The following is a 23680-nucleotide window of genomic DNA, read 5'->3' as shown; positions in this document are numbered from 1 at the left end:
GTCTCAGTTCACAGCGGACGTCGCTTCGACATGACGCGGCAAGGTCACCCGTATACGGGTGCCGCGTTGGCCTTGTACATCGGCCGGGCTGTCGATGGTGATTTGTCCATAATGCTCTTCAACGATGGAATAGACCAGTGCAAGGCCCAGTCCGGTGCCTTCGCCAGGATCCTTGGTGGTGAAGAAGGGTTCGAACAATCGATCCATGATGTTCTGTGGAATACCGCTGCCTTCGTCTTCGACGATCAGATCGATCGTGTGTTCGCTGGCTTCGCTCTTGACCCGCACGGCGCTGCCGGCCGGTGAGGCGTCGCGGGCGTTGGACAGCAGGTTGATCAGGACCTGGGCGAGCCGCTGGGGATCGCCGTCGACCCAATGATCCGGGTCGCACAGGTTGAAGAATTGCACTTCGAAATTGCGCCGGTTGAGGGCCAGCAGGCCAATGGCATCCTGGGCCACTTCGGCCAGGCAGACAGGCTCGTCGTTGTGCTGGTGCCCGCCGGCGTGGGCGAAACTCATCAGCGACTGCACGATACGCGACACGCGTCGGGTCTGCTCAAGTATCTGGCTGCTGATTTCCGTCAGTTCGCCATCCTCCTCGCGCTCTTCACGCAGGTTTTGCGCCAGGCAGGCGATGCCGGTGATCGGGTTGCCAATTTCGTGGGCCACCCCGGCTGCCAGCCGGCCGATGCTCGCCAGGCGTTCGGAGTGGACCAGCTTGTCTTCGAGCATCTGGGTGTCGGTCAGGTCTTCCACCAGCAACACCAGGCCACTGTTGCCCGGCGCCAGCGGCTCGTCGATGGCCGCCTTGTGCAGGTTCAGCCAGCGGGTCTGGCCGTCGAGGGCCAGGTGCTGTTTGTGCAAGTGCTCGTCCGGCAAGTCGATGAAGCCTTGCAACAAACCTTTCCATGGCTCGCCCAGGGTGCTCAGGCGTGAACCCACCACACGCTGGGCGGCGATTCCGGTCAGTTCTTCCATGGCCTTGTTCCACATCAGGATTTCCTGGTCCTTGGCCAGGGAGCACACGCCCATCGGCAGTTCCTGCAAGGTCTGGCGGTGATAACGGCGCAGGGCATCCAGCTCGGCGGCAAGGCCGGTGAGGCGCGAGTGGTAGTCCTCGAGGCGGCTTTCGATGAAATGGATGTCCTCGGTGACGTAGTTTTCGCCGCCGGCCTTGTAGGGCAGGAACGTCTCGACCATGTCCTGGGCCACGCTGGGACCCATCAGGCCGGACAGGTTGGCTTCGATCCGGTCCCGCAGGCGACGCAAGGCATAGGGGCGACGCTCGTCGAAAGGCAGGTAAAGGTCCCGCAGGGCCTGTTCGACTTCCTTTTGCGCGGCCTTTGCACCCAGGGGTTTGGCCAATTGCGTGGCGAACTCCTGGGGCGAGGCCGCGTGCAGTTCACGGCGTTGCGGGCGGCGAACGTTGTCCACGGCGCAGGCTTCGGCGGCGCTGGCTTCTTCGCTGCTGGCGTTGGTGAACAGCGAGATCAGGGTGAACATCAGCACGTTCGCCGCCAGCGAGGCGATGGCCGCCATGTGCCAACTGGTGTCGTCGAGCACATAGATCATGTTCAGCAACGGGATATAGAAGCCTTGCAGGTTGCCCAGCAGCGGCAACAGCATGGCAACCAGCCAGACCAGGATGCCCGCCAGCAAGCCGGCGATAAAGCCGCGGCGGTTGGCAGTCGGCCAGTACAGCACCGACAACACGCCCGGCAGGAACTGCAAGGTGGCAACGAAGGCGACAATGCCCAGGTTGGCCAGGTCCTGGCCATCTCCCAGCATCAGGTAGAAGCCGTAGCCGGCCATGATGATCGCGACGATCAGTGCCCGCCGGGTCCATTTCAGCCAGCGGTAGATATTGCCCTCGGCCGGTGGTTGGTAGAGCGGCAGCACCAGGTGGTTGAGGGCCATGCCCGACAGCGCCAGGGTGGTCACGATGATCAGGCCGCTGGCCGCCGACAGGCCGCCGATATAGGCCAGCAGGGCCAAGGCGTGATTGTTGGCGGCGATGCCGATGCCGAGGGTGAAGTATTCCGGATTGGTACTGGCCCCCAGCTTCAACCCGGCCCACAGGATCAGCGGCACCGCCAGGCTCATCAGCAGCAGGAACAGCGGCAGACCCCAGCTCGCGCTCACCAGCGAGCGTGGGTTGAGGTTTTCGGTGAAGGTCATGTGGTACATGTGCGGCATCACGATCGCTGACGCGAAGAACACCAGCAACAGCGTACGCCACGGGCCTTCCTGCAACGGTGTGTGCAGGGCGGCGAGGGCGGTCTGGTTCTGCAGCAGCCACAGTTCAAGCTGTTGCGGGCCGTTGAACACACCGTACAGCGCGTAGAGGCCGACGCCACCGATGGCGATCAGCTTGATCACCGACTCGAAGGCGATGGCGAACACCAGGCCTTCGTGTTTTTCCCGGGTGGCGATGTGCCGGGAACCGAAGAAAATGGTGAACAGGATGATCAGGACGCAGAAGCTCAGCGCCACCCGGTGCTGCACCGGCTCGTGGGTCAGGATGCTGATGGAGTCGGCCACGGCCTGCATCTGCAGGGCCAGCAACGGCAACACGCCCACGAGCATGAAGATCGTGGTCAGCGCACCGGCCCAGGTGCTGCGGAAACGAAAGGCGAACAGGTCAGCCAGGGACGACAACTGGTAGGTGCGGGTGATTTTCAGGATCGGGTACAGCAACACTGGCGCCAGCAGGAAGGCTCCCGACACACCCAGGTAACTGGACAGGAAGCCATAGCCATACTGGTAGGCCAGCCCGACCGTACCGTAGAACGCCCACGCACTGGCGTAGACCCCCAGCGACAGGGTGTAGGTCAGCGGATGGCGGATGATCGCCCGGGGGATCATGCCCCGTTCACTGATCCAGGCCACGCCGAACAGTACCGCCAGGTAGGCCGCACTGATCAGGATCATCTGGGTCAGGCTAAAGCTCATCGGCATCTTTTTGGCTCTGCAGGATGAAGGTCACGACGATCAGGATCAGCCAGAGCAGATATGGCCGATACCAGGCACCCGTGGCATCGATCCACCAATCCATGATGGCCGGGGAGAACAGATAAATCCCCACTACCAGGAGCAGGACCAAGCGATAGATGTACATCCCGGCCTCTCTTTTTAAGCGCGTGCCCGAAAACGTGCGGCGATGGTAACGGATGGGCGCCAAGCTGCAAGGGCCGTCAACGTATTTGCGCCTCGGGCAGGGTCATTGTGCGCGGGATCCGTGCCGCATCCCAGTGGCGAACGCCCCAGGCCAGCAGCTCCCGAGGGCTGGCGTCGGCCAGTTCGACGCCGGATTCCTGACCCAGTGCGCGCAAGGCCCTGCGCAGCAACGGCGTGGCCTGGTCGGCCGCCAGCGGTGGCGAACGGTAGGACTTGCCCAGCTTGTGTCCGTCCGGTTGGGTGATCAACGGCACATGCAGGTAGCGCGGCTGTGGCAGCCCGAGCAACTCTTGCAGATAGAGTTGGCGGGGTGTGGAGTCCAGCAGGTCGGCGCCGCGCACGATATCGGTCACTCCTTGCCAGGCGTCGTCCAGCACCACGGCCAGTTGATAAGCATAGAGCCCGTCGCGGCGCCGGATGACAAAATCGCCGACCTCGCGGCCCAGATGCTGGCGGAACTCGCCTTGTACCCGGTCGATGAAGTGGTACTCGAGCTCGGGGACGCGCAGGCGGATGGCGGCGTCTTCGGTGCTGTGCCCGGCGTTGCGGCACAACCCCGGATACACACCCTGATACGCCTCCAGTTGTTTGCGCGAACAGGTGCAGGCATAAGCCAGGCCTTGGCTGAACAGGCGGTTGATCACCTGATCGTAGGCCTCATGGCGTTCGCTCTGGCGGACCATCTCACCGTCCCATTCGAAGCCATAGCTCTCCAGGGCCTTGAGAATCGCCACTTGCGCGCCGGGTTCTTCCCGGGGCGGATCGAGGTCTTCCATGCGCAACAGCCAGCGTCCGCCAGCGGCCCTGGCGTCCAGGTACGACGCCAGGGCCGCGACCAGCGAGCCGAAATGCAGGTGGCCGCTGGGAGTGGGGGCGAAGCGTCCGATGTAGGAGGAGGTGGCAGTCATAGGAAAATAATAGTGGAGGAACACTGCCCCTTTGTGGGAGCGAGCCTGCTCGCGATAGTGGTATGCCTGCCACCGCAGAGGTGACTGATCTGGCGCTATCGCGAGCAGGCTCGCTCCCACAAGGGGGGCACACGTTCTGAGTAGGGAACCTGGTGCAAACAAAAAACGGAGCGTATGAACGCTCCGTTTTTCGGTAACAGCTCAGGCAAATTACTTGCCGACCTGTTTTTCCTTGATTTCCGCCAGGGTCTTGCAGTCGATGCACAAGTCGGCCGTCGGGCGGGCTTCCAGCCGGCGGATGCCGATCTCGATGCCGCAGGACTCGCACCAGCCGTATTCTTCGTCTTCGATCAGTTGCAACGTCTTGTCGATCTTCTTGATCAACTTGCGCTCACGGTCACGTGCGCGCAGTTCCAGGCTGAATTCTTCTTCCTGGCTGGCACGGTCGGCCGGGTCGGGGAAGTTGGCCGCCTCGTCTTTCATGTGGTCCACGGTGCGGTCGACTTCCTGCATCAAGTCCTGTTTCCACTTGTTCAGGATCTTGGTGAAGTGCGCGCGCATGGGGGCGCCCATGTACTCTTCGCCCGCTTTAGGGACATAAGGCTCAAACCCGCTGAGCGACTGATTTTGATTTTGCTTTGCTTGGGTGGGCATGAATGGACCGCCTCTACTCTTGTAATCCACTACGCAGGATTGCTCCATCACCGACACCTGCCGGCCCTGCGGCTGCAAGCGGGCGAACTTACCAGATCGAATCGGGCCGCGCCACTCCCGGTTGTCGAGCCTGCGGCGGGCGGGGCCTCGCAAGGCATGGCCGGGTTCGGTTCGGTGAAGAGGTCATCCTGCTCAATGCTTGATTCTAGTCAAGCCTGGGCCAATCGCCGGAGTCATTTCCTGCAATCCGGGGCTATGACCGCTTCAGGTTCGCGCTCGTTCCCGCAGTTGTTTCTGACTTGGGCGGAGAGTTGGGTAGAATCGGTTCTTTTTTATGCGAAGGAAGGCTAATGGCTCAGTCCTACAGTGCGCGCAGTCGCGCCATCGAACCTTTCCATGTGATGGCGTTGCTGGCCCGTGCCAATGAACTGCAGGCCGCCGGACACGACGTCATCCACCTGGAGATCGGCGAGCCGGACTTCACCACGGCCGAGCCGATCATCCAGGCCGGTCAGGTCGCGCTGGCGGCGGGCAAGACCCGCTACACCGCCGCTCGCGGCATCCCCGAACTGCGGGAAGCCATTGCCGGTTTCTACGGGCAGCGCTACGGGGTGAGCATCGACCCCCGACGTATCCTGATCACGCCGGGTGGGTCCGGTGCATTGCTACTGGCCAGCGCCTTGCTGGTAGACCCGGGTAAACACTGGTTGCTGGCGGACCCGGGCTACCCCTGCAACCGTCACTTCCTGCGGTTGGTGGAAGGCGCGGCGCAGCTGGTGCCGGTGGGGCCGGAGGTGCGTTACCAGTTGACCCCTGAGCTGGTGGACCGGCATTGGGACCAGGACAGCGTCGGTGCGCTGGTGGCGTCGCCGGCCAATCCGACCGGAACGCTGCTTTCCCGGGATGAACTGGCCGGGCTGTCGAAGGCAATCAAGGCACGTAAGGGCCATCTGGTGGTGGATGAGATCTATCACGGCCTGACCTATGGCACCGAGGCCGCCAGCGTGCTGGAAGTCGACGACGATGCCTTCGTCCTGAATAGTTTTTCCAAGTATTTCGGCATGACCGGCTGGCGATTGGGCTGGCTGGTGGCGCCTTCGGCCGCCGTCAGTGAGTTGGAAAAACTGGCGCAGAACCTCTACATCAGCGCGCCAAGCATGGCCCAGTACGCGGCCCTGGCCTGTTTCGAGCCAGCGACCATCGAGATCTTCGAGCAGCGTCGGGCCGAGTTCGCGCTACGCCGGGATTTCTTGCTGCCGGCCTTGCGTGAGTTGGGTTTCGGCATTGCGGTCGAGCCGGAAGGCGCGTTCTACCTCTATGCCGATATCCGCGCATTCGGTGGCGATGCCTTTGCCTTCTGCCAGCACTTCCTGGAAACCGAACACGTGGCGTTCACCCCCGGCCTGGACTTCGGCCGTCATCAGGCTGGGCACCATGTGCGCTTCGCCTACACCCAGAGTCTGCCGCGGCTACAGGAAGCGGTGGAGCGAATCGCGCGCGGACTGCGGAGCTGGCAAGGCTGATGCGCTTTTCTCCTGCCCTGGAAGAAGGTCGACTGATTCGGCGCTACAAGCGTTTCCTTGCCGATATCGAAACCCTTGATGGCGAACAGCTGACGATCCACTGTCCCAATACCGGTTCGATGCTCAATTGCATGGCCGAAGGCGCACGGGTCTGGTTCAGTCGTTCCAGCGATCCCAAACGCAAGCTGCCCGGAACCTGGGAAGTCGGCGAAACCCCCCAGGGGCGGCTGGCTTGCATCAACACCGGGCGGGCCAATGGCTTGATCGAAGAGGCGTTGCGTGCCGGGGTGATCAGCGAGCTCAATGGCTTCATCGGGTTAAAGCGGGAAGTGGCCTACGGCGTGGAGAACAGTCGTATCGATTTTCGCCTGGATTACGAGCACGGTTCGGCCTGGGTCGAAGTCAAGAGCGTCACCCTGGGTTTCGATGGCACGAACGTCGCCGCGTTTCCCGATGCCGTGACGCAGCGCGGCGCCAAGCACTTGAGGGAATTGGCCTGCCTGGCTCGCGAAGGTACGAGGGCGGTGCAGTTGTATTGCGTGAACCTGAGCGGCATCGACGCAGTGCGCCCGGCCGAGGAAATCGACCCGGGCTATGCGGCAGCCCTGCGCGAAGCGGCCGCGGCGGGTGTGCAGGTGCTGGCCTACGGGGTCACGCTGACGCCCGAGCAGATGTGGGTGGACCGTGCGTTGCCAGTGTTGCTCGAGCCGCTACACCTTGACCCAGATGCCTTGCGCGTTCTCCCGGCTGTCTAGCGCCACCAGGAACTGGCCGGCACAAGGACCGGCCACGCATTCGCCGCTTTCGATCAGAAACAGCGCGCCGTGGGTGGCGCACTGGATCAGGCTGGCACTGGCGTCGAGGAACCGGTCGGGTTGCCATTCCAGCGGTACGCCACGGTGCGGACAGCGGTTGAGATACACATGAACCTGACCCGCACGCCGTACCGCCAGCACCTTGCGCCCCTCAATGTCGAAACCGCGACTGTCGTTGTCGGGCAGTTCGGCGTTGCTGCACAGAAATTTCATGTGAGTCTCGATGCGGATGTTGAATGCCTCCCTGTGGGAGTAACTTCACAGTTGACGGTCAGATAGAAGTATTCATCAAATGTCGGGTCGAGAGTACTCGCCTGACGATTCCATGCCCATTCATGAACAACTTCGTCGAGAACGCTGCCCGATGCGCCTGATCCTGATTCTGGTCTTGAGTACCTTGACCGCCTGCCAGAGCATCGCACCGCCACCGATCAGCGGGCGGATCCGTGACCTGCACAACGGTCAGTCTGTTGCGCCCAGGGTTCTGGTCGAACGTCTGGCGAAGGCGCCTCGGGTTATCGTGGGAGAGCAGCATGACAACCCGGATCATCACGCGCTGCAATTATGGCTGCTCCAGGCCCTGGCCGGGCAACGGGCGCAAGGCAGTCTATTGCTGGAAATGCTGACGCCAAGCCAGCAGTCGCGGATCGATGGGGTCCGCCAGCAACCTGCCATGCCGGAAAACTTGCCTGACGCGCTGGATTGGTCGCCGGGTTGGGATTGGAACCTCTATGGACCTGTCGTCGAATACGCACTGGCGCAACCTTATCCGTTGTTGGCCGCGAACCTGGATGCTGTCGAAATCAAGCGCTTCTACCGGCAAGCGCCAGGCTTGAGCGGTGTTCGCTCCAAAGGGGCGGCGGTAAAAGAAGAGCTGCTGGGGCAGATTCGCGATGCCCACTGCGGCCTGCTGCCGGAATCGCAGATGCCGGCGATGGTGGCCGTTCAGCAACAACGCGATCGGCGCATGGCCGAGCGATTGCTGGCGGCGCCAACTCCCGCATTGTTGTTTGCAGGTGCCTGGCATGGACGCAAGGATATTGGCGTACCGCTGCATGTCCTGGACCTTGGGGCAGGTGAAGCACCGGTGGTCCTGATGCTGGCCGAGGAGGGCAGCGAGGTCACATCGGCCATGGCGGATTACGTATGGTACACACCGGCCACGCCACCCGTGGATTATTGCGCGCAAATGCGCGGACAGCCGTAGGCTTCTCGCGGACAAAAAAAGACCCGGCAAGAGCCGGGTCAAATAACCGTGATTAGCCTGATGAGGAGATATCTGAGAGTCCGAACCAAGGGCTTTTCAAATATCGACCAGTCTCGCGACCGGATGTGGTAATCATAGCGATTCTCATTACCATGTCAAACGTTGTTTTCCAGTTCGTCGCAATAACCGCGATGGTTTATGTCGATAACCAAGGGCATCAGGCTTTGTGGCGTGTGGAAATGGCGTCCAATTGCTTGTTCAATGCTTCCTTGCGTTCGGCGGGGATGTCATTCCAGTGCATATCCATCAGCGCGCCTTCAATCGCGTACAGCAACACCTTGGAGGCCCGGAAACCACGCGTGCGTACCGCACGATAGGCATCGACCGCTCCGAGTCGACGCAGATCCGAGGCGCTGTGGATGCCCACGGCGTGTAGCCATTGGGCCGACGTCTTGCCCAGATTTTTCAGGTGTTGCAGTTCATCATTCATCGAGCCTCCTTGCGACGGCCGACTGTTCAGTGGGCAAGCTTCTCAGGAGTGTAGCGCTCAGTAGGAAAAGCGTGATTCTTTGGCAGGATTGTCGCAAAAGCTTCTAAGGCATAACGCACGATGAGGGAAAACCAGTGGCGACGGACCCCATCCAGCGCGGGCGGGGGCGCTGGATTTGGTCGTGCGGGTTTGCCTTTTCTGGCAAATCAGCGGGTACGGTAGCGCAACCGGGTGCCGAAGTTCATCGACATCAGAATTTCGTCGGCCGACAGCTCGGGTGGGAAATAGGCGCCGGAGATCTGCGCATGGGCCAGGCTCGCGCCTTCCAGCTTCGACTTGCGGAAATCGACGCCACGCAAATCAGCGGAACGGAAGTAAGCGTCCGTGAAGTCGACGTCGTCCACATTCAATTCCCGCAGGTCGAGCCCGCGAAAATCGCCGCCGCGCAAGTCAACCGGGCCTTGAGGGCGTTCTTTATTGAAGCCTGCAATGTCGTCTTTGCGCAGCAAGGCATACAGCGGCGTGTCGAGAATCTTTGGGCGGTTCATGTCATGTCACCTGTTGGTTTTATGGCGCCAGTATAGTGCCAGTATTTGGCGACCGTGAAGCCAGGTGTCGCTTCACGGTCGAAATAGTTGCTTACAGGCCTGGCAGGCGTTGGCGAATCTGCGCGACCACGTTGTCGAGCGTGCCGCTTTCATTGGTCTGGACCGGTTTGCTGCAGAGGATTTCCTCCGGCGTCAGCGCTTCGCGGTTGGCCTGCTGTGCAGCGATGACGGCCAGGGTCGCGTCGGAAGGGTCTTTCTGATCGGCCTGACGCTGCGCCAGCCTGTTTTCGATGACCGCTTGCGGAGCATTGCAATCGAGGATCAGGAACGGGGTGCCCGTCGCTTCGGCGATTTTCGCTGCGGCTTCACGCTGCTCGCGCTTGAGGTACGTGGCATCGATCACCACCGGGAACCCGGCGCGCAGGATCCCGCCGGCGATTTCATGCAAGCGCGCATACGTGGCGCTGCTGGCATCGCTGCTATAGATGCCGGCCTGGGGATCGTTCGGCACCTGTTGCTCACCGAACAGGCGCTTGCGTTCCACGTCCGAACGCAGGCGAATCGCCCCCAGCGCTTCCACCAGGCGCATCGCGACGTGGCTTTTGCCTACGGCTGAAACACCATGGGTAATGGCCAGGAATGGCGACGGAATGGTGCTGTAGCTCTCTGCCAGGTTGGCGTAGTTGCGGTACTGGCGCAGGGTGGTGGCGCGTTGCACCGGGTCGGCTTCGGCCGGCATGCTGAACAAGGCGATCTTGGCCCGGACCAGGGCCCGGTAGGCTTTGTAGAAGTTCAGCAGTTCCAGGCCCTGGTAATCGCCGGTCAGCTCCAGGTACTGGCTGACGAATCGCCGGGCCAGGGACTTGAGCCCGCGGTCTTCCAGGTCCATCGCCAGGAATGCCGTGTCGCCGTAGACGTCGGTGAAACGGAACGGTTCGTTGAACTCGATGCAGTCGAAAATCACCACATTGCCATCGATCACGGTGGCGTTGCCCAGGTGGATGTCGCCATGGCATTCGCGGATGAAGCCTTCGGCCTTGCGCTGGATGAACAGCGGCTTGAGGCGTTCGAAACTGCTTTCAGCCCAGGCTTGCAGGGCCTCGAGTTGCGCCAGGTCAGCCTTGTCGCTGAGGAACGGGAGGATCTGTTCGAAATTCTGCCGCACCGGTGCCATCACGCTGTCCGGGGTGCCGGCCGGGTTTTCGGCGGGAACCTTGGGCGTGGAGAGGTGGAACCGGGCAATCTGCTCGGCCATTTCGTCGACGTGGGCGGTGGTCAGTTCACCGTTGGCCTGCAACGTGCTGAGCAACTGGCTTTGCGGGAACTGACGCATCTTCAGGGCATATTCGATCGCCGGTCCGTCACCATTCAACTGTGGCGCTTCGGCGCTGCCGGTGATCGGCAACACTTCCAGGTACAGGTCCCGGGTCAAGCGCTGGTTCAGGCGCAGCTCTTCGCCGCAGAAATGCTTGCGGGCGTCGAGCTCGGTGAAGTCGAGGAAGCCGAAATTGACCGGCTTCTTGAACTTGTAGGCGTAAGGACCGGTGAGCAAGACCCAGGAAATGTGGGTTTCGATGACCTGGAACCCTTCGACGGGGTGCGGATAGAGGGCCGGGTTTTGCAGGGCAGCGATCAGGGTCTGGCTCACAGGCGATCCTTCAGAGTCTGGAAAAATTCAAGGCCGTCATTATGGCGGCAAGCTGCATTAACGCAAACCGGATGGCCTGTGCATCACGCAGCTTATCGGGCTCATGTTGAACCATCGCAAAGTGCGTATAATCCGCCGCCATGACTCGTACCCGATCCCCCCGTACCCCCAAGAAACCACCCGCCAGCCGCCTGCGGCCCTGGCTGGGCTGGGCCCTTAAACTCGGCCTGGTGGGCCTTGTCGTGCTTGCCGGTTTTGCCGTCTACCTCGATGCGGTGGTCCAGGAGAAGTTCTCCGGCAAGCGCTGGACGATCCCGGCCAAGGTCTACGCCCGGCCGCTGGAGCTGTTCGTCGGACAGAAGCTGAGCAAGGACGACTTCCTCACCGAACTCGACGCCCTGGGCTATCGCCGTGAAAGTGTGGCCAACGGCCCGGGCGAAGCTTCCGTCAATGGCAACACTGTCGATCTCAATACCCGTGGCTTCCAGTTCTATGAAGGCATGGAGCAGGCGCAAGCGGTGCGCGTGCGGTTTTCCGGCGACTACGTGGCCGCGTTGACGGGTGCCAACAATGCCAGTCTTTCGGTGGTGCGCCTCGAGCCGCTGTTGATCGGCGGCCTGTATCCGAAGAACCTCGAAGACCGGATCCTGATCAAGATCGACCAGGTGCCGCCGTTCCTGATCGATACGCTGGTCGCTGTCGAAGACCGGGATTTCTACCATCACTTCGGCGTCTCGCCCAAGTCGATTGCCCGGGCCATCTGGGTCAACACGTCCTCGGGCCATATGCGCCAGGGTGGCAGTACCCTGACCCAACAGTTGGTCAAGAACTTCTACCTGACCAACGAGCGTAGCCTCACCCGCAAGCTCACCGAAGCCATGATGGCGTTGTTGCTGGAGTTGCATTACGACAAGCAGGAGATCCTCGAGGCGTACCTCAATGAGGTCTTCATCGGCCAGGACGGTCAGCGGGCGGTGCACGGTTTTGGCCTCGCCAGCCAGTTCTTCTTCAGCCAGCCGTTGTCCGAACTCAAGCTGCATCAGGTGGCGCTGCTGGTGGGCATGGTCAAGGGGCCGTCTTCCTACAACCCGCGGCGTAATCCGGAGCGGGCCCTCGAACGTCGCAACCTGGTGCTCGACCTGCTGCAACAACAAGGCGTGGCGACGGCCGAGCAGGTCGAAGCAGCGAAGAAAATGCCATTGGGCGTGACCAAGCGCGGCAGCCTGGCGGACAGCTCGTTCCCCGGTTTCCTCGACCTGGTCAAACGGCAACTGCGTGAAGACTACCGCGACGAAGACTTGACCGAAGAAGGCCTGCGGATCTTCACCAGTTTCGACCCGATCCTGCAGATGAAAGCCGAAGCGTCGGTCGAGGATACTTTCAAGCGTCTGGGTGCGCGCAAGGGTGCCGAGGATGTGGAAGCCGCCATGGTGGTGACCAACCCGGAAACCGGTGAAGTCCAGGCCATGATCGGCAGCCGCCAGGCCAGTTTCGCCGGTTTCAACCGGGCCCTGGATGCCGTGCGCCCGATCGGCTCGCTGATCAAGCCGGCGGTGTACCTTACCGCCCTGGAAAAACCAAGCCAGTACACACTGACCAGTTGGCTGTCGGACGAGGTGTTCTCGGTCAAGGGCGCGGACGGCCAGGTCTGGAAACCGCAGAACTATGACCGGCGCTCCCACGGTACGGTTTTCCTGTATCAGGGGCTGGCGCATTCCTACAACTTGTCCACGGCTCGCCTTGGGCTGGAAGTCGGTGTGCCGAATGTGCTCAAGACATTGGCGCGTCTGGGGGTCAGCCGCGAATTGCCGGCCTTCCCGTCGATGCTGCTGGGAGCCGGTGGCCTCACGCCGATCGAGGTTGCGGCCATGTACCAGACGCTGGCCAACGGCGGCTTCAATACGCCGATGCGCGGGATCCGCAGCGTGCTCACCGCCGACGGTGAGCCACTCAAGCGTTATCCGTTCCAGATTCAGCAGCGTTTCGATCCGGGTTCCATCTACCTGATCCAGAGCGCCATGCAGCGGGTCATGCGTGAAGGTACCGGCAGCTCGGTCTATAACGTGCTGCCCCGAACCCTGACGCTGGCGGGCAAGACCGGTACCAGTAACGATTCCCGTGACAGCTGGTTCGCCGGTTTCAGCCAGGACCTGCTGGCCGTGGTCTGGCTCGGTCGCGATGACAACGGCAAGACGCCGTTCACCGGCGCCACGGGCGCATTGCAGGTCTGGACCAGCTTCATGCGCAAGGCCGACCCATTGCCGCTGGACATGCCGCAGCCGGACAACGTCGTTCAGGCCTGGGTCGATTCGCGCACCGGACAAGGCTCCGATGCCAATTGCCCGGGCGCGGTGCAGATGCCGTATATTCGCGGCAGCGAACCACCACCCGGTGCCGCCTGCGGCGGACAGAATCCAGCCGAGTCGGTGATGGATTGGGTCAAGGACTGGATGAATTAAGCAAAGAGGGTTTCACGTGAACAAGTGGTTGATTCCAGCGGTAACTGCCGTGGCTTTGCTCAGTGGTTGCTCGACCGTACAGCGCGGCTCGATTCCGGTTGTCGACTCCGGCACTGCCGTTTCCAACAGTGAGCGGGTGTCGGCAAGCGGCGGCTTCCGTCAAACGACGGTGAAACGGCCGGTGCAAGGCCAGGCCCAGGCGATTCCTCAAGGCGACACCGGAGTGGTCGTGATGGTGCCCGGTGGCGGTGCCACGACCTCGGCGCCGATCAGCACTACGCCGATCACGCCCGGACCCATCACGCCTGGCCCTATCGAAACCTCGCCGATCAATCAGGGCAGCTACAGCATGCCTGCCTCGCCCGGCAGCATTCCGTCGGCTGGCTCCGGTGGCCTGTCCGCCGATGAGCAACTGGATGGCCCGGTGTTGGCCCTGCTGACGACCGCTCAACAGCAACAGGCCAGTGGCGACCTCAACGGTGCCTCTTCCAGTCTGGAACGTGCCCAGCGCGTAGCGCCGCGTGAACCCCAGGTTCTTTATCGCCTGGCCCAGGTACGCATGGCCCAGGGCGATGCGCCGCAAGCCGAACAACTGGCCCGTCGCGGTCTGACATTCACCAGCGGTCGTCCGGCCCTTCAGGCCAGCCTGTGGGAACTGATCGCCCAGGCGCGTGAGAAACAAGGCGATTCGGCCGGCGCGGCGCTGGCCCGTCAGAAGGCCAAGGTTTCGCTCTGATGGATACGCGTTTTCCCCAGATCGCCGATCAGTTGCTGCTGATCGAGCGGGAGTTGCGGGTCCAGGGCTGGTGGAGCAGCGTTTCGCCTTCGGTCGAAGCGCTGGCCAGTGTCGAGCCGTTCGCGGTCGACACCCTGGACTTCGAGCAATGGCTGCAATGGATTTTCCTGCCACGGATGAAAGCCATCCTGGAAAATGACCTGCCGCTGCCCAACGCCTCGGGCATCCTTGCCATGGCGGAAATGGTCTATGCCCAGCGACCAGGGCAGGGCATCGAGTTGCAGCGGTTGCTGTCGCAGTTCGACCGGTTGATCAGCGACGTCAGCTGACTGCCGTCACTGGCAGTGTTCCTCGATCTGCTTGCTCGTCTCGTCGATTCGCTGGCGTCGTTCCTCGTCAGTGAGGCGGCGCATTTCCCCCTCCACGTCTTCACGAACCCGTGGGTTGTTCTTCAATTGTGCGAGGTTGGTCCGGGCCTGCTCGCAGAACACCTTGAGCTGGGCTTCCTGGTCAGCCACTTGCTGCTTGACCTGCTCGTCAATGGCCTTTTGGTCGCCAATGGTGCCGGCGGAGGGTGGCGCGGGCGGTTTGCCGACGGGCGGTGAGGACTTGATCACGGTCGTGGCCCCTGCGCCATCGGGTGGCTGGGCGCTGAAGTGAGTCACCCCCTGGGCGTCCACCCATTTGTAGATCTGACCGGCCATGCACATCGGGCTCAGGCCAACCAGCAGGCTGGCCGTCAGTATGAACATTCGCATGCTGTTTCCTTGTCAGGGGTTGCGCAATTGAAGCTAACACAGTTGCCGTTTAAAGGTTTTTTCTTGCGTTCTCATGCGCTTACTTCGAATAAAGCACATAGACGACTTGACTTGCAGAAGGCGAAACAGAAGAATCCAAAGTCCGCTGTAGAGGGACTGCCAGAAGCAGGCCCACTCGGCAGATCATGAGGCGCATATCCGCGTCGACCTGTTACACCCGCAACGCGTTACCTCGCGCTGGGTGGGAAAGGCCCGCAACACTTGGGACGATCCCAATACTTGCTCAGTCAGTGCTGACGTAGTCGGCGACCACCGTCGCTCATGCTCTGCCGAGAAGTAAACCTATTAAGACCCGTCCCCTTTTGAGGGGCGGTATTCTGGCGTTTTAGAGGTGAACAACGTGGAGCTTTTATCTGGCGGTGAGATGCTCGTCCGCTTCTTGCGTGACGAAGGCGTCAAATATATCTACGGGTACCCGGGTGGTGCTCTTCTTCATGTCTATGATGCCCTGTTCAAAGAACCGGAAGTGACCCACATCCTGGTTCGTCACGAGCAGGCGGCGACCCACATGGCTGACGGCTACGCCCGCGCCACCGGCAAGGCCGGCGTGGTGTTGGTGACTTCCGGTCCAGGCGCCACGAACGCCATCACCGGTATCGCCACCGCCTACATGGACTCGATCCCGATGGTGATCATTTCCGGCCAGGTGCCCAGCACCATGGTTGGCACTGATGCGTTCCAGGAAACCGACATGATCGGTATCTCCCGGCCGATCGTGAAGCACAGCTTCATGATCAAGCACCCGTCGGAAATCCCGGAAGTCATGAAGAAGGCCTTCTACCTGGCTGAATCCGGTCGTCCGGGCCCTGTGGTGGTCGATGTCCCGAAAGACATGACCAACCCGGCCGAGAAGTTCGAATACATCTTTCCGAAAAAAGCCAAGCTGCGCTCCTACAGCCCGGCCGTACGCGGTCACTCCGGGCAGATCCGCAAGGCAGCCGAAATGCTCCTGGCGGCCAAGCGTCCCGTGTTGTATTCGGGGGGGGCGTGATCCTCGGTGGCGGCTCCGCGCCGCTGACCGAACTGGCGAAGATGCTCAACCTGCCGGTCACCAATACGCTGATGGGCCTGGGCGCCTTCCCGGGCACCGACCGTCAGTTCATCGGTATGCTCGGCATGCACGGCAGCTACACCGCCAACCTGGCGATGCACCATGCCGATGTGATCCTGGCCGTCGGTGCGCGTTTCGATGACCGGGTCATCAACGGTGCGGCGAAGTTCTGCCCGAACGCCAAGATCATCCACATCGACATCGACCCTGCGTCCATTTCCAAGACCATCAAGGCAGACGTGCCGATTGTCGGTCCTGTGGAGAGTGTCCTGACCGAAATGGTCGCGATCCTCAAGGAAATCGGCGAGACCCCGAACAAGGAGTCCGTGGCCAGTTGGTGGAAGCAGGTCGATGAGTGGCGTGGCGACCGTGGCCTGTTCCCCTATGACAAGGGCGACGGTAGCGTGATCAAGCCGCAGACCGTGATCGAAACCCTTTGCGAAGTGACCAAGGGCGATGCCTTTGTAACCTCCGACGTGGGCCAGCACCAGATGTTCGCTGCGCAATACTATACGTTCAACAAGCCCAACCGCTGGATCAACTCCGGTGGCCTGGGCACCATGGGCTTCGGTTTCCCGGCGGCCATGGGCATCAAGTTGAGCTTCCCGGATGTCGACGTCGCCTGCGTCACCGGCGAGGGCAGCATCCAGATGAACATCCAGGAGCTGTCCACCTGCCTGCAATACGGTTTGCCGGTGAAGATCGTGATCCTGAACAACGGTGTGCTGGGCATGGTTCGCCAATGGCAGGACATGAGCTACGGCAGCCGTCACTCGCACTCGTACATGGAATCGCTGCCTGATTTCGTCAAGCTGGCCGAGGCCTATGGTCACGTCGGCGTGCGCATCACCGAATCGAAGGACCTGAAGTCGAAGATGGAGGAGGCGTTCGCCATGAAGGATCGCCTGGTGGTCATCGATATTGCAGTCGACACCAGCGAACACGTCTACCCGATGCAGATCAAAGACGGTTCCATGCGCGATATGTGGCTGAGCAAGACGGAGCGTACCTAATCATGCGGCATATTATTTCCCTGCTTCTGGAAAACGAACCGGGTGCTCTGTCTCGCGTAGTGGGCCTGTTCTCGCAGCGCAACTACAACATCGAAAGCCTGACGGTGGCGCCAACCGAAGACCCGACCCTGTCGCGTCTGACGCTGACCACCGTGGGCCACGATGAAATCATCGAGCAGATCACCAAGAACCTGAACAAGCTGATCGAGGTGGTCAAGCTCGTGGACCTGTCGGAAAGTGCTCACATCGAGCGCGAACTGATGCTGGTCAAGGTCAAGGCCACCGGCGCCCAGCGCGCCGAGATCAAGCGCACTACCGATATTTATCGTGGGCAGATCGTCGATGTCAGCGCCAGCGTCTATACCGTTCAGTTGACCGGTACCAGCGACAAGCTCGACAGCTTCATTCAATCGATCGGCACTGCCTCGATTCTGGAAACCGTACGCAGTGGTGTCACCGGCATTGCCCGTGGCGACAAAGTACTGAGCATCTAAACCAAATTAGCGAATGGCCTGAGCGGCCGGATATAGGGGAAATTCATGAAAGTTTTCTACGATAAAGATTGCGATCTGTCGATCATCCAGGGCAAGAAAGTCGCCATCATCGGCTACGGTTCCCAGGGTCACGCCCAGGCGTGCAACCTGAAGGACTCCGGTGTTGACGTGACCGTCGGCCTGCGTAAAGGCTCGGCCACCGTTGCCAAGGCAGAAGCCCACGGCCTGAAAGTGGCTGACGTGGCTTCCGCCGTTGCCGCTGCCGACCTGGTCATGATCCTGACCCCGGACGAATTCCAGGGCGCACTGTATCGCGACGAAATCGAACCGAACATCAAGAAGGGCGCTACCCTGGCCTTCTCCCACGGTTTCTCGATCCATTACAACCAGGTCGTGCCACGCGCTGACCTCGACGTGATCATGATCGCGCCGAAGGCTCCGGGTCACACCGTGCGTTCCGAGTTCGTCAAGGGTGGCGGTATCCCTGACCTGATCGCGATCTACCAGGACGCTTCGGGCAACGCCAAGAACGTGGCCCTGTCCTACGCTGCGGGCGTTGGCGGCGGCCGTACCGGCATCATCGAAACCACCTTCAAGGACGAGACCGAAACCGACCTGTTCGGTGAGCAGGCCGTTCTGTGCGGCGGTACCGTCGAGCTGGTTAAAGCCGGTTTCGAAACCCTGGTTGAAGCGGGCTACGCGCCGGAAATGGCCTACTTCGAGTGCCTGCACGAACTGAAGCTGATCGTTGACCTCATGTACGAAGGCGGTATCGCCAACATGAACTACTCGATCTCCAACAACGCCGAATACGGCGAGTACGTGACCGGTCCGGAAGTGATCAACGCCGAGTCCCGCCAGGCTATGCGCAACGCCCTGAAACGTATTCAGGACGGCGAATACGCCAAGATGTTCATCAGCGAAGGCGCTACCGGCTATCCTTCGATGACCGCCAAGCGTCGCAACAACGCTGCCCACGGCATCGAGATCATCGGCGAGCAACTGCGCTCGATGATGCCTTGGATCAGCGCCAACAAGATCGTCGACAAAGCCAAGAACTGAGTCGCGGGCTTGATCGAAAAACGCGGCCTCGGCCGCGTTTTTTCGTTTGGGCGATGGCTTCTGGTATAAAGCTGCATCGTTTGCGGCCGAACCCTCGTCCCAGACACCTGTCGAATTTTTTCACACCGTTGCAAGGTACTGTCCATGAGCGAACGTCCCGACGAGCCAAACCAGGCTCCTGACGCCGAAAGCATGTTGCCCATCGATGAACACGTCGAGGAAGGTCATGACGCTGAAGGCCGTAAGGTCCGGCATCGTGGCATCTATCTGCTGCCGAATCTGTTTACCACCGCCAACCTGTTTGCCGGTTTCTACTCGATCATCAGCTCCATGAGCGCCCAGGCTGCGTTGAGCGCTGGTGATAGCGCGGGGGCGAGCCGTTATTTTGCTTTCGCCGCCATCGCGATCTTTGTCGCCATGGTGCTCGATGGCCTGGACGGGCGCGTGGCCCGCATGACCAATACCCAGAGCGCATTCGGGGCCGAGTACGATTCCCTGTCGGACATGGTCGCTTTCGGCGTGGCCCCGGCCTTGCTGGCGTTCGGTTGGGCGCTGGGGGACATGGGCAAGGTCGGCTGGATGGTCGCCTTCATTTATGTGGCGGGCGCCGCGTTGCGCCTGGCGCGTTTCAACACCCAGGTCGGCAAGGCCGACAAGCGCTACTTCATCGGCCTGGCGAGCCCGGCTGCGGCGGGCGTCGTGGCGGGTGTGGTCTGGGCGTTCAGTGACTATGGCATCCAGGGTTCGAAGATGTCCTTCCTGGTGGCACTGCTGGTGGCGGCGGCCGGTATGCTGATGGTCAGCAACATCAAGTACAACAGCTTCAAGGAGCTTGATCTGAAGGGGCGTGTGCCATTCGTGGCCATCCTGGCGGTGGTGCTGGTGTTCGCGGTGGTCTTCAGCGATCCGCCGCGTATCCTGCTGCTGGTATTCCTTGCCTATGCCGCGTCCGGCCCGGTTCAGTACCTGTTGCGCCTGCGTCGTCACAAAAGCGCCGAGTGATGTAATTTCCCCCATACTCCGCAGTCTATTGGTGCACCTGCCCTCCAATACTGCGGAGTTGTCATGCTGATCAAGATCCCCAAGTCGTCCGACTGCCGTGAATCGGACGTCACGCCCGAATCCTTTTATTTATCCCGTCGCCAGATGCTGGGAGCAACCATGGCTGGCCTTGCCGTGAGCAGCCTGCCGCGCTGGGCGAGCGCCGCCGATGTGGCGCGCTATCCCGACGTGGAGCCAGGCAAGGCGCCGTCCTGGTTTGCCGAAAAACTACCCTCAACCCAATGGGGCGCGGTGACGGTCAAGAATGAACCGATTACGCCGTTCAAGGATGCAACCCATTACAACAACTTCTATGAGTTCGGAACCGACAAGGGCGATCCGGCGGCCAATGCCGGGTCCTTGAAAACCGAGCCTTGGAGCGTGGTGGTGGATGGAGAGGTAGGCAAGCCTGGGCGCTACGGTCTGGAAGACTTCATGAAGCCCTATCAATTGGAGGAGCGGATCTATCGACTGCGCTGCGTGGAGGCCTGGTCAATGGTCATTCCTTGGATCGGCTTTCCCATCTCTGCGCTGCTCAAGCAGGTTGAACCGACCTCCAAGGCCAAGTTCATCCGTTTTGAAACATTGCAGGATCCGAAGACCATGCCTGGCCAGCGCTCCGGCTTCGCCCTGATCGACTGGCCTTATGTAGAGGGGGTGCGGCTGGATGAGGCCATGAACCCATTGGCTATCCTCGCGGTTGGCATGTATGGGCGGGAGTTGCCGAACCAGAACGGCGCGCCGCTGCGGTTGGTGGTGCCATGGAAGTACGGTTTCAAAAGTGTGAAATCCATTGTGCGTATCAGTCTGGTCAGCGAACAACCCAAGACGACCTGGCAAAGCATTGCATCGGACGAATACGGCTTCTATGCCAACGTCAACCCGACGGTCGACCACCCGCGCTGGACCCAGGCGCATGAGCGTCGCCTGCCAAGCGGACTGTTCAGTCCCAATGTGCGCGATACATTGATGTTCAACGGCTATCAGGATGAAGTCGCTTCTTTATATGCAGGGATGGACCTGAGGAAGGACTACTGATGCGTTTTCCAGTGTGGCGGATTGGCGTCTTCGTCGCGGCGGCGATCTGGCCGTTGTTCTGGCTCTACGAGGCGTTGATGAATACCTTGGGCCCCGATCCTGGCAAGGTGCTGGTGGATCGGTTGGGGTTGGGGACGCTGATCCTGCTCCTCATTACCTTGAGCATGACCCCTCTGCAGAAGTTGACGGGGTGGGCGGGATGGATCGCGGTCAGACGCCAACTCGGATTATGGTGCTTCACCTATGTGGTGCTTCACCTGAGTAGCTACTTGGCCTTCATCTTGGGATTCGACTGGTCGCAGTTGGGTGTCGAGTTGAGCAAGCGGCCGTACATCATCGTCGGGGTACTCGGGTTTCTCGGTTTGTTGTCCCTGGCCGTCACGTCCAACCGTTATAGCCAGCGGCGCCTCGGTGTGCGTTGGAAGAAGCTGCATCGCCTGGTTTATTTCATTCTCGGGCTTGGGTTGTTGCACATGCTGTGGATCGTGCGGGCAGATCTGAAGGAGTGGGCAATCTATGCTTTCATCGGGGGTGTCTTAATGATGCTGAGGATTCCTTCGATTACGCGCCGGATCCCGCGTTTGATGGGTAAGAAAGTGTCTTCTGCAACAAAAGCGTAATTAAGGGTTGACGGCAGATTCTGAGTCTCTATAATTCGCCCCACTTCCGGCGCAGTCGAAACTGAAAACTCCTTGAGTTTCAATGAGTTAGACGATTTAAGATGGCGCAGGGCTTCAGTTCATCGAAGTCCGGAAGGAGTCGGCAGGGCGTGTTGTTTGGCCCCGTTGACGGTTCGATCTTCTCGGTCGAAAGCGGTGAAAAAGAGGTGTTGACAGCAGCGACTAACGCTGTAGAATTCGCCTCCCGCTAACGAGAGATCGGAAGCGCAAGTGGTTGAAGTTGTTGAGGTTTTGAAAAGCAAAACTTTGAAAACTTCTGAAATAATCGCTTGACAGATACACGGGGCGCTGTAGAATGCGCGCCTCGGTTGAGACGAAAGGCTCAACCCACCGCTCTTTAACAACTGAATCAAGCAATTCGTGTGGGTGCTTGTGGAGTCAGACTGCTAGTCAACAGATTATCAGCATCACAAGTTACTCCGCGAGAAATCAAAGATGTAACCAACGATTGCTGAGCCAAGTTTAGGGTTTTCTCAAAACCCAAAGATGTTTGAACTGAAGAGTTTGATCATGGCTCAGATTGAACGCTGGCGGCAGGCCTAACACATGCAAGTCGAGCGGTAGAGAGGTGCTTGCACCTCTTGAGAGCGGCGGACGGGTGAGTAATGCCTAGGAATCTGCCTGGTAGTGGGGGATAACGCTCGGAAACGGACGCTAATACCGCATACGTCCTACGGGAGAAAGCAGGGGACCTTCGGGCCTTGCGCTATCAGATGAGCCTAGGTCGGATTAGCTAGTTGGTGAGGTAATGGCTCACCAAGGCGACGATCCGTAACTGGTCTGAGAGGATGATCAGTCACACTGGAACTGAGACACGGTCCAGACTCCTACGGGAGGCAGCAGTGGGGAATATTGGACAATGGGCGAAAGCCTGATCCAGCCATGCCGCGTGTGTGAAGAAGGTCTTCGGATTGTAAAGCACTTTAAGTTGGGAGGAAGGGCCATTATCTAATACGTGATGGTTTTGACGTTACCGACAGAATAAGCACCGGCTAACTCTGTGCCAGCAGCCGCGGTAATACAGAGGGTGCAAGCGTTAATCGGAATTACTGGGCGTAAAGCGCGCGTAGGTGGTTCGTTAAGTTGGATGTGAAAGCCCCGGGCTCAACCTGGGAACTGCATTCAAAACTGTCGAGCTAGAGTATGGTAGAGGGTGGTGGAATTTCCTGTGTAGCGGTGAAATGCGTAGATATAGGAAGGAACACCAGTGGCGAAGGCGACCACCTGGACTGATACTGACACTGAGGTGCGAAAGCGTGGGGAGCAAACAGGATTAGATACCCTGGTAGTCCACGCCGTAAACGATGTCAACTAGCCGTTGGGAGCCTTGAGCTCTTAGTGGCGCAGCTAACGCATTAAGTTGACCGCCTGGGGAGTACGGCCGCAAGGTTAAAACTCAAATGAATTGACGGGGGCCCGCACAAGCGGTGGAGCATGTGGTTTAATTCGAAGCAACGCGAAGAACCTTACCAGGCCTTGACATCCAATGAACTTTCCAGAGATGGATTGGTGCCTTCGGGAACATTGAGACAGGTGCTGCATGGCTGTCGTCAGCTCGTGTCGTGAGATGTTGGGTTAAGTCCCGTAACGAGCGCAACCCTTGTCCTTAGTTACCAGCACGTTATGGTGGGCACTCTAAGGAGACTGCCGGTGACAAACCGGAGGAAGGTGGGGATGACGTCAAGTCATCATGGCCCTTACGGCCTGGGCTACACACGTGCTACAATGGTCGGTACAGAGGGTTGCCAAGCCGCGAGGTGGAGCTAATCCCATAAAACCGATCGTAGTCCGGATCGCAGTCTGCAACTCGACTGCGTGAAGTCGGAATCGCTAGTAATCGCGAATCAGAATGTCGCGGTGAATACGTTCCCGGGCCTTGTACACACCGCCCGTCACACCATGGGAGTGGGTTGCACCAGAAGTAGCTAGTCTAACCTTCGGGGGACGGTTACCACGGTGTGATTCATGACTGGGGTGAAGTCGTAACAAGGTAGCCGTAGGGGAACCTGCGGCTGGATCACCTCCTTAATCGACGACGGCAGCTGCTCCATGAGCTCCCACACGAATTGCTTGATTCATTGAAGAAGACGATTGGGTCTGTAGCTCAGTTGGTTAGAGCGCACCCCTGATAAGGGTGAGGTCGGCAGTTCGAATCTGCCCAGACCCACCAATTACTGGTGCACCCTGTAGCGATACGGGGCCATAGCTCAGCTGGGAGAGCGCCTGCCTTGCACGCAGGAGGTCAGCGGTTCGATCCCGCTTGGCTCCACCATTTACCGATTGGTGACCCTCGTTTAAAGCTTAGAAATGAGCATTCC

20 protein-coding genes, 2 tRNA genes, 1 rRNA gene and 1 pseudogene are annotated in these 23680 nt (G+C 60.1%); 15 read left to right on the top strand and 9 right to left on the bottom strand.

All coding sequences use genetic code 11. The annotated features are described in order from the left end of the window. Window positions 1-3 precede the first annotated feature (3 nt). The 4 genes from PCOSP_RS24700 to dksA form a co-directional block, all read right to left on the bottom strand. Entirely contained in the window at window positions 4-2958 is a 2955-nt protein-coding gene (locus PCOSP_RS24700) for a sensor histidine kinase (RefSeq protein ID WP_175363812.1), read from the bottom strand. Further along, window positions 2942-3118 (bottom strand): hypothetical protein, encoded by a 177-nt coding sequence (locus PCOSP_RS24695; protein WP_003176118.1) that lies wholly within the window; start codon window positions 3116-3118, stop codon window positions 2942-2944. Before PCOSP_RS24695 ends, PCOSP_RS24700 begins: the two co-directional genes overlap by 17 nt. Window positions 3119-3194: 76 nt before the next feature. Beyond that, window positions 3195-4085, bottom strand: coding sequence for a tRNA glutamyl-Q(34) synthetase GluQRS (gluQRS, locus tag PCOSP_RS24690; RefSeq protein ID WP_139649754.1), 891 nt, complete (start codon window positions 4083-4085; stop codon window positions 3195-3197). A 210-nt stretch (window positions 4086-4295) separates the two neighbouring features. After that, a complete protein-coding gene (gene dksA, locus PCOSP_RS24685; RefSeq protein WP_024779597.1) occupies window positions 4296-4739 on the bottom strand; it encodes an RNA polymerase-binding protein DksA in 444 nt (147 codons plus the stop codon). Between the two features lie 350 nt (window positions 4740-5089). Between dksA and PCOSP_RS24680 the strand changes: the two genes are divergently transcribed. Beyond that, window positions 5090-6262 (top strand): pyridoxal phosphate-dependent aminotransferase, encoded by a 1173-nt coding sequence (locus PCOSP_RS24680; RefSeq protein ID WP_464709705.1) that lies wholly within the window; start codon window positions 5090-5092, stop codon window positions 6260-6262. Further along, complete coding sequence (sfsA, locus tag PCOSP_RS24675; RefSeq protein ID WP_139649751.1) at window positions 6262-7017, top strand: DNA/RNA nuclease SfsA; 756 nt, start codon at window positions 6262-6264, stop codon at window positions 7015-7017. The genes PCOSP_RS24680 and sfsA overlap by 1 nt, the downstream gene beginning before the upstream one ends. On the opposite strand, the gene PCOSP_RS24670 is transcribed toward sfsA, so the two are convergent. Further along, the gene (locus tag PCOSP_RS24670; RefSeq protein ID WP_139649749.1) at window positions 6973-7290 is read right to left on the bottom strand and encodes a Rieske (2Fe-2S) protein; all 318 of its coding nucleotides are present in this window, start codon (window positions 7288-7290) and stop codon (window positions 6973-6975) included. The two genes, sfsA and PCOSP_RS24670, sit on opposite strands and share 45 nt — an antisense overlap. Window positions 7291-7441: 151 nt before the next feature. Here PCOSP_RS24670 and PCOSP_RS24665 point away from each other — a divergent pair, with 151 nt between their 5' ends. Beyond that, window positions 7442-8284 (top strand): ChaN family lipoprotein, encoded by an 843-nt coding sequence (locus tag PCOSP_RS24665; protein ID WP_464711997.1) that lies wholly within the window; start codon window positions 7442-7444, stop codon window positions 8282-8284. A 217-nt stretch (window positions 8285-8501) separates the two neighbouring features. Here PCOSP_RS24665 and PCOSP_RS24660 read toward each other — a convergent pair whose 3' ends face one another. The 3 genes from PCOSP_RS24660 to PCOSP_RS24650 form a co-directional block, all read right to left on the bottom strand. Then, entirely contained in the window at window positions 8502-8774 is a 273-nt protein-coding gene (locus PCOSP_RS24660) for a TfoX/Sxy family protein (RefSeq protein ID WP_024779602.1), read from the bottom strand. A 206-nt stretch (window positions 8775-8980) separates the two neighbouring features. Then, window positions 8981-9322: a pentapeptide repeat-containing protein gene (locus PCOSP_RS24655; RefSeq protein ID WP_139649745.1), complete on the bottom strand. Its 342-nt coding sequence runs from the start codon at window positions 9320-9322 to the stop codon at window positions 8981-8983. A 91-nt stretch (window positions 9323-9413) separates the two neighbouring features. After that, window positions 9414-10970: a bifunctional aminoglycoside phosphotransferase/ATP-binding protein gene (locus tag PCOSP_RS24650; RefSeq protein ID WP_175363808.1), complete on the bottom strand. Its 1557-nt coding sequence runs from the start codon at window positions 10968-10970 to the stop codon at window positions 9414-9416. A 140-nt stretch (window positions 10971-11110) separates the two neighbouring features. On the opposite strand from PCOSP_RS24650, the gene mrcB reads away from it, so the two are divergent. Genes mrcB through PCOSP_RS24635 form a run of 3 tightly spaced genes read left to right on the top strand, consistent with a single transcriptional unit; the run spans window position 11111 to window position 14494 of the window. Next, window positions 11111-13429, top strand: a complete 2319-nt coding sequence (mrcB, locus tag PCOSP_RS24645) for a penicillin-binding protein 1B (protein WP_139649740.1) — start codon at window positions 11111-11113, stop codon at window positions 13427-13429. Window positions 13430-13445: 16 nt separating this feature from the next. Continuing rightward, window positions 13446-14165 carry a tetratricopeptide repeat protein gene (locus PCOSP_RS24640; RefSeq protein ID WP_464709703.1) on the top strand — a complete coding sequence of 240 codons (720 nt, stop codon included), beginning with the start codon at window positions 13446-13448 and terminating at the stop codon, window positions 14163-14165. Then, the gene (locus PCOSP_RS24635; RefSeq protein ID WP_055129265.1) at window positions 14165-14494 is read left to right on the top strand and encodes a YqcC family protein; all 330 of its coding nucleotides are present in this window, start codon (window positions 14165-14167) and stop codon (window positions 14492-14494) included. The genes PCOSP_RS24640 and PCOSP_RS24635 overlap by 1 nt, the downstream gene beginning before the upstream one ends. 6 nt (window positions 14495-14500) lie before the next feature. Here PCOSP_RS24635 and PCOSP_RS24630 read toward each other — a convergent pair whose 3' ends face one another. Continuing rightward, complete coding sequence (locus tag PCOSP_RS24630) at window positions 14501-14923, bottom strand: DUF4124 domain-containing protein (protein ID WP_464709702.1); 423 nt, start codon at window positions 14921-14923, stop codon at window positions 14501-14503. Window positions 14924-15323: 400 nt separating this feature from the next. Here PCOSP_RS24630 and PCOSP_RS24625 point away from each other — a divergent pair. From PCOSP_RS24625 to PCOSP_RS24585, 9 genes and pseudogenes are all read left to right on the top strand, one after another. Then, window positions 15324-17047, top strand: a pseudogene (locus PCOSP_RS24625) (acetolactate synthase 3 large subunit). 2 nt (window positions 17048-17049) lie between these two features. Next, complete coding sequence (gene ilvN / locus PCOSP_RS24620) at window positions 17050-17541, top strand: acetolactate synthase small subunit (protein ID WP_003205610.1); 492 nt, start codon at window positions 17050-17052, stop codon at window positions 17539-17541. A 45-nt stretch (window positions 17542-17586) separates the two neighbouring features. Continuing rightward, entirely contained in the window at window positions 17587-18603 is a 1017-nt protein-coding gene (ilvC, locus tag PCOSP_RS24615; RefSeq protein ID WP_024779611.1) for a ketol-acid reductoisomerase, read from the top strand. Between the two features lie 144 nt (window positions 18604-18747). After that, entirely contained in the window at window positions 18748-19605 is an 858-nt protein-coding gene (gene pssA, locus PCOSP_RS24610) for a CDP-diacylglycerol--serine O-phosphatidyltransferase (RefSeq protein WP_041020669.1), read from the top strand. Between the two features lie 63 nt (window positions 19606-19668). Continuing rightward, window positions 19669-20682 (top strand): protein-methionine-sulfoxide reductase catalytic subunit MsrP, encoded by a 1014-nt coding sequence (gene msrP, locus PCOSP_RS24605; protein ID WP_464709700.1) that lies wholly within the window; start codon window positions 19669-19671, stop codon window positions 20680-20682. After that, a complete protein-coding gene (gene msrQ, locus PCOSP_RS24600; RefSeq protein WP_139649734.1) occupies window positions 20682-21302 on the top strand; it encodes a protein-methionine-sulfoxide reductase heme-binding subunit MsrQ in 621 nt (206 codons plus the stop codon). Before msrP ends, msrQ begins: the two co-directional genes overlap by 1 nt. 552 nt (window positions 21303-21854) lie before the next feature. Further along, window positions 21855-23390, top strand: a 16S ribosomal RNA gene (locus PCOSP_RS24595). Between the two features lie 65 nt (window positions 23391-23455). Beyond that, window positions 23456-23532, top strand: a tRNA-Ile gene (locus tag PCOSP_RS24590). 26 nt (window positions 23533-23558) lie between these two features. After that, window positions 23559-23634 (top strand) — tRNA-Ala (locus tag PCOSP_RS24585). Window positions 23635-23680 lie beyond the last annotated feature (46 nt).

The organism is Pseudomonas sp. MAFF 730105 (genome assembly GCF_055380705.1).
The sequence above is the reverse complement of the archived record's forward strand: the minus strand, read 5'-3'. Positions and strand labels throughout refer to the sequence as shown.

Excerpts from the sequence above, each read along its gene's own strand:
- PCOSP_RS24695 (WP_003176118.1), bottom strand. The coding sequence starts at position 3,118 with ATGTACATCTATCGCTTGGTCCTGCTCCTGGTAGTGGGGATTTATCTG.
- sfsA (WP_139649751.1), top strand. The coding sequence starts at position 6,262 with ATGCGCTTTTCTCCTGCCCTGGAAGAAGGTCGACTGATTCGGCGCTAC.
- ilvN (WP_003205610.1), top strand. The coding sequence starts at position 17,050 with ATGCGGCATATTATTTCCCTGCTTCTGGAAAACGAACCGGGTGCTCTG.
- dksA (WP_024779597.1), bottom strand. The coding sequence starts at position 4,739 with ATGCCCACCCAAGCAAAGCAAAATCAAAATCAGTCGCTCAGCGGGTTT.
- pssA (WP_041020669.1), top strand. The coding sequence starts at position 18,748 with ATGAGCGAACGTCCCGACGAGCCAAACCAGGCTCCTGACGCCGAAAGC.
- PCOSP_RS24665 (WP_464711997.1), top strand. The coding sequence starts at position 7,442 with ATGCGCCTGATCCTGATTCTGGTCTTGAGTACCTTGACCGCCTGCCAG.
- PCOSP_RS24660 (WP_024779602.1), bottom strand. The coding sequence starts at position 8,774 with ATGAATGATGAACTGCAACACCTGAAAAATCTGGGCAAGACGTCGGCC.
- PCOSP_RS24635 (WP_055129265.1), top strand. The coding sequence starts at position 14,165 with ATGGATACGCGTTTTCCCCAGATCGCCGATCAGTTGCTGCTGATCGAG.
- gluQRS (WP_139649754.1), bottom strand. The coding sequence starts at position 4,085 with ATGACTGCCACCTCCTCCTACATCGGACGCTTCGCCCCCACTCCCAGC.
- msrP (WP_464709700.1), top strand. The coding sequence starts at position 19,669 with ATGCTGATCAAGATCCCCAAGTCGTCCGACTGCCGTGAATCGGACGTC.
- mrcB (WP_139649740.1), top strand. The coding sequence starts at position 11,111 with ATGACTCGTACCCGATCCCCCCGTACCCCCAAGAAACCACCCGCCAGC.
- msrQ (WP_139649734.1), top strand. The coding sequence starts at position 20,682 with ATGCGTTTTCCAGTGTGGCGGATTGGCGTCTTCGTCGCGGCGGCGATC.
- ilvC (WP_024779611.1), top strand. The coding sequence starts at position 17,587 with ATGAAAGTTTTCTACGATAAAGATTGCGATCTGTCGATCATCCAGGGC.
- PCOSP_RS24670 (WP_139649749.1), bottom strand. The coding sequence starts at position 7,290 with ATGAAATTTCTGTGCAGCAACGCCGAACTGCCCGACAACGACAGTCGC.
- PCOSP_RS24700 (WP_175363812.1), bottom strand. The coding sequence starts at position 2,958 with ATGCCGATGAGCTTTAGCCTGACCCAGATGATCCTGATCAGTGCGGCC.
- PCOSP_RS24630 (WP_464709702.1), bottom strand. The coding sequence starts at position 14,923 with ATGCGAATGTTCATACTGACGGCCAGCCTGCTGGTTGGCCTGAGCCCG.
- PCOSP_RS24655 (WP_139649745.1), bottom strand. The coding sequence starts at position 9,322 with ATGAACCGCCCAAAGATTCTCGACACGCCGCTGTATGCCTTGCTGCGC.
- PCOSP_RS24680 (WP_464709705.1), top strand. The coding sequence starts at position 5,090 with ATGGCTCAGTCCTACAGTGCGCGCAGTCGCGCCATCGAACCTTTCCAT.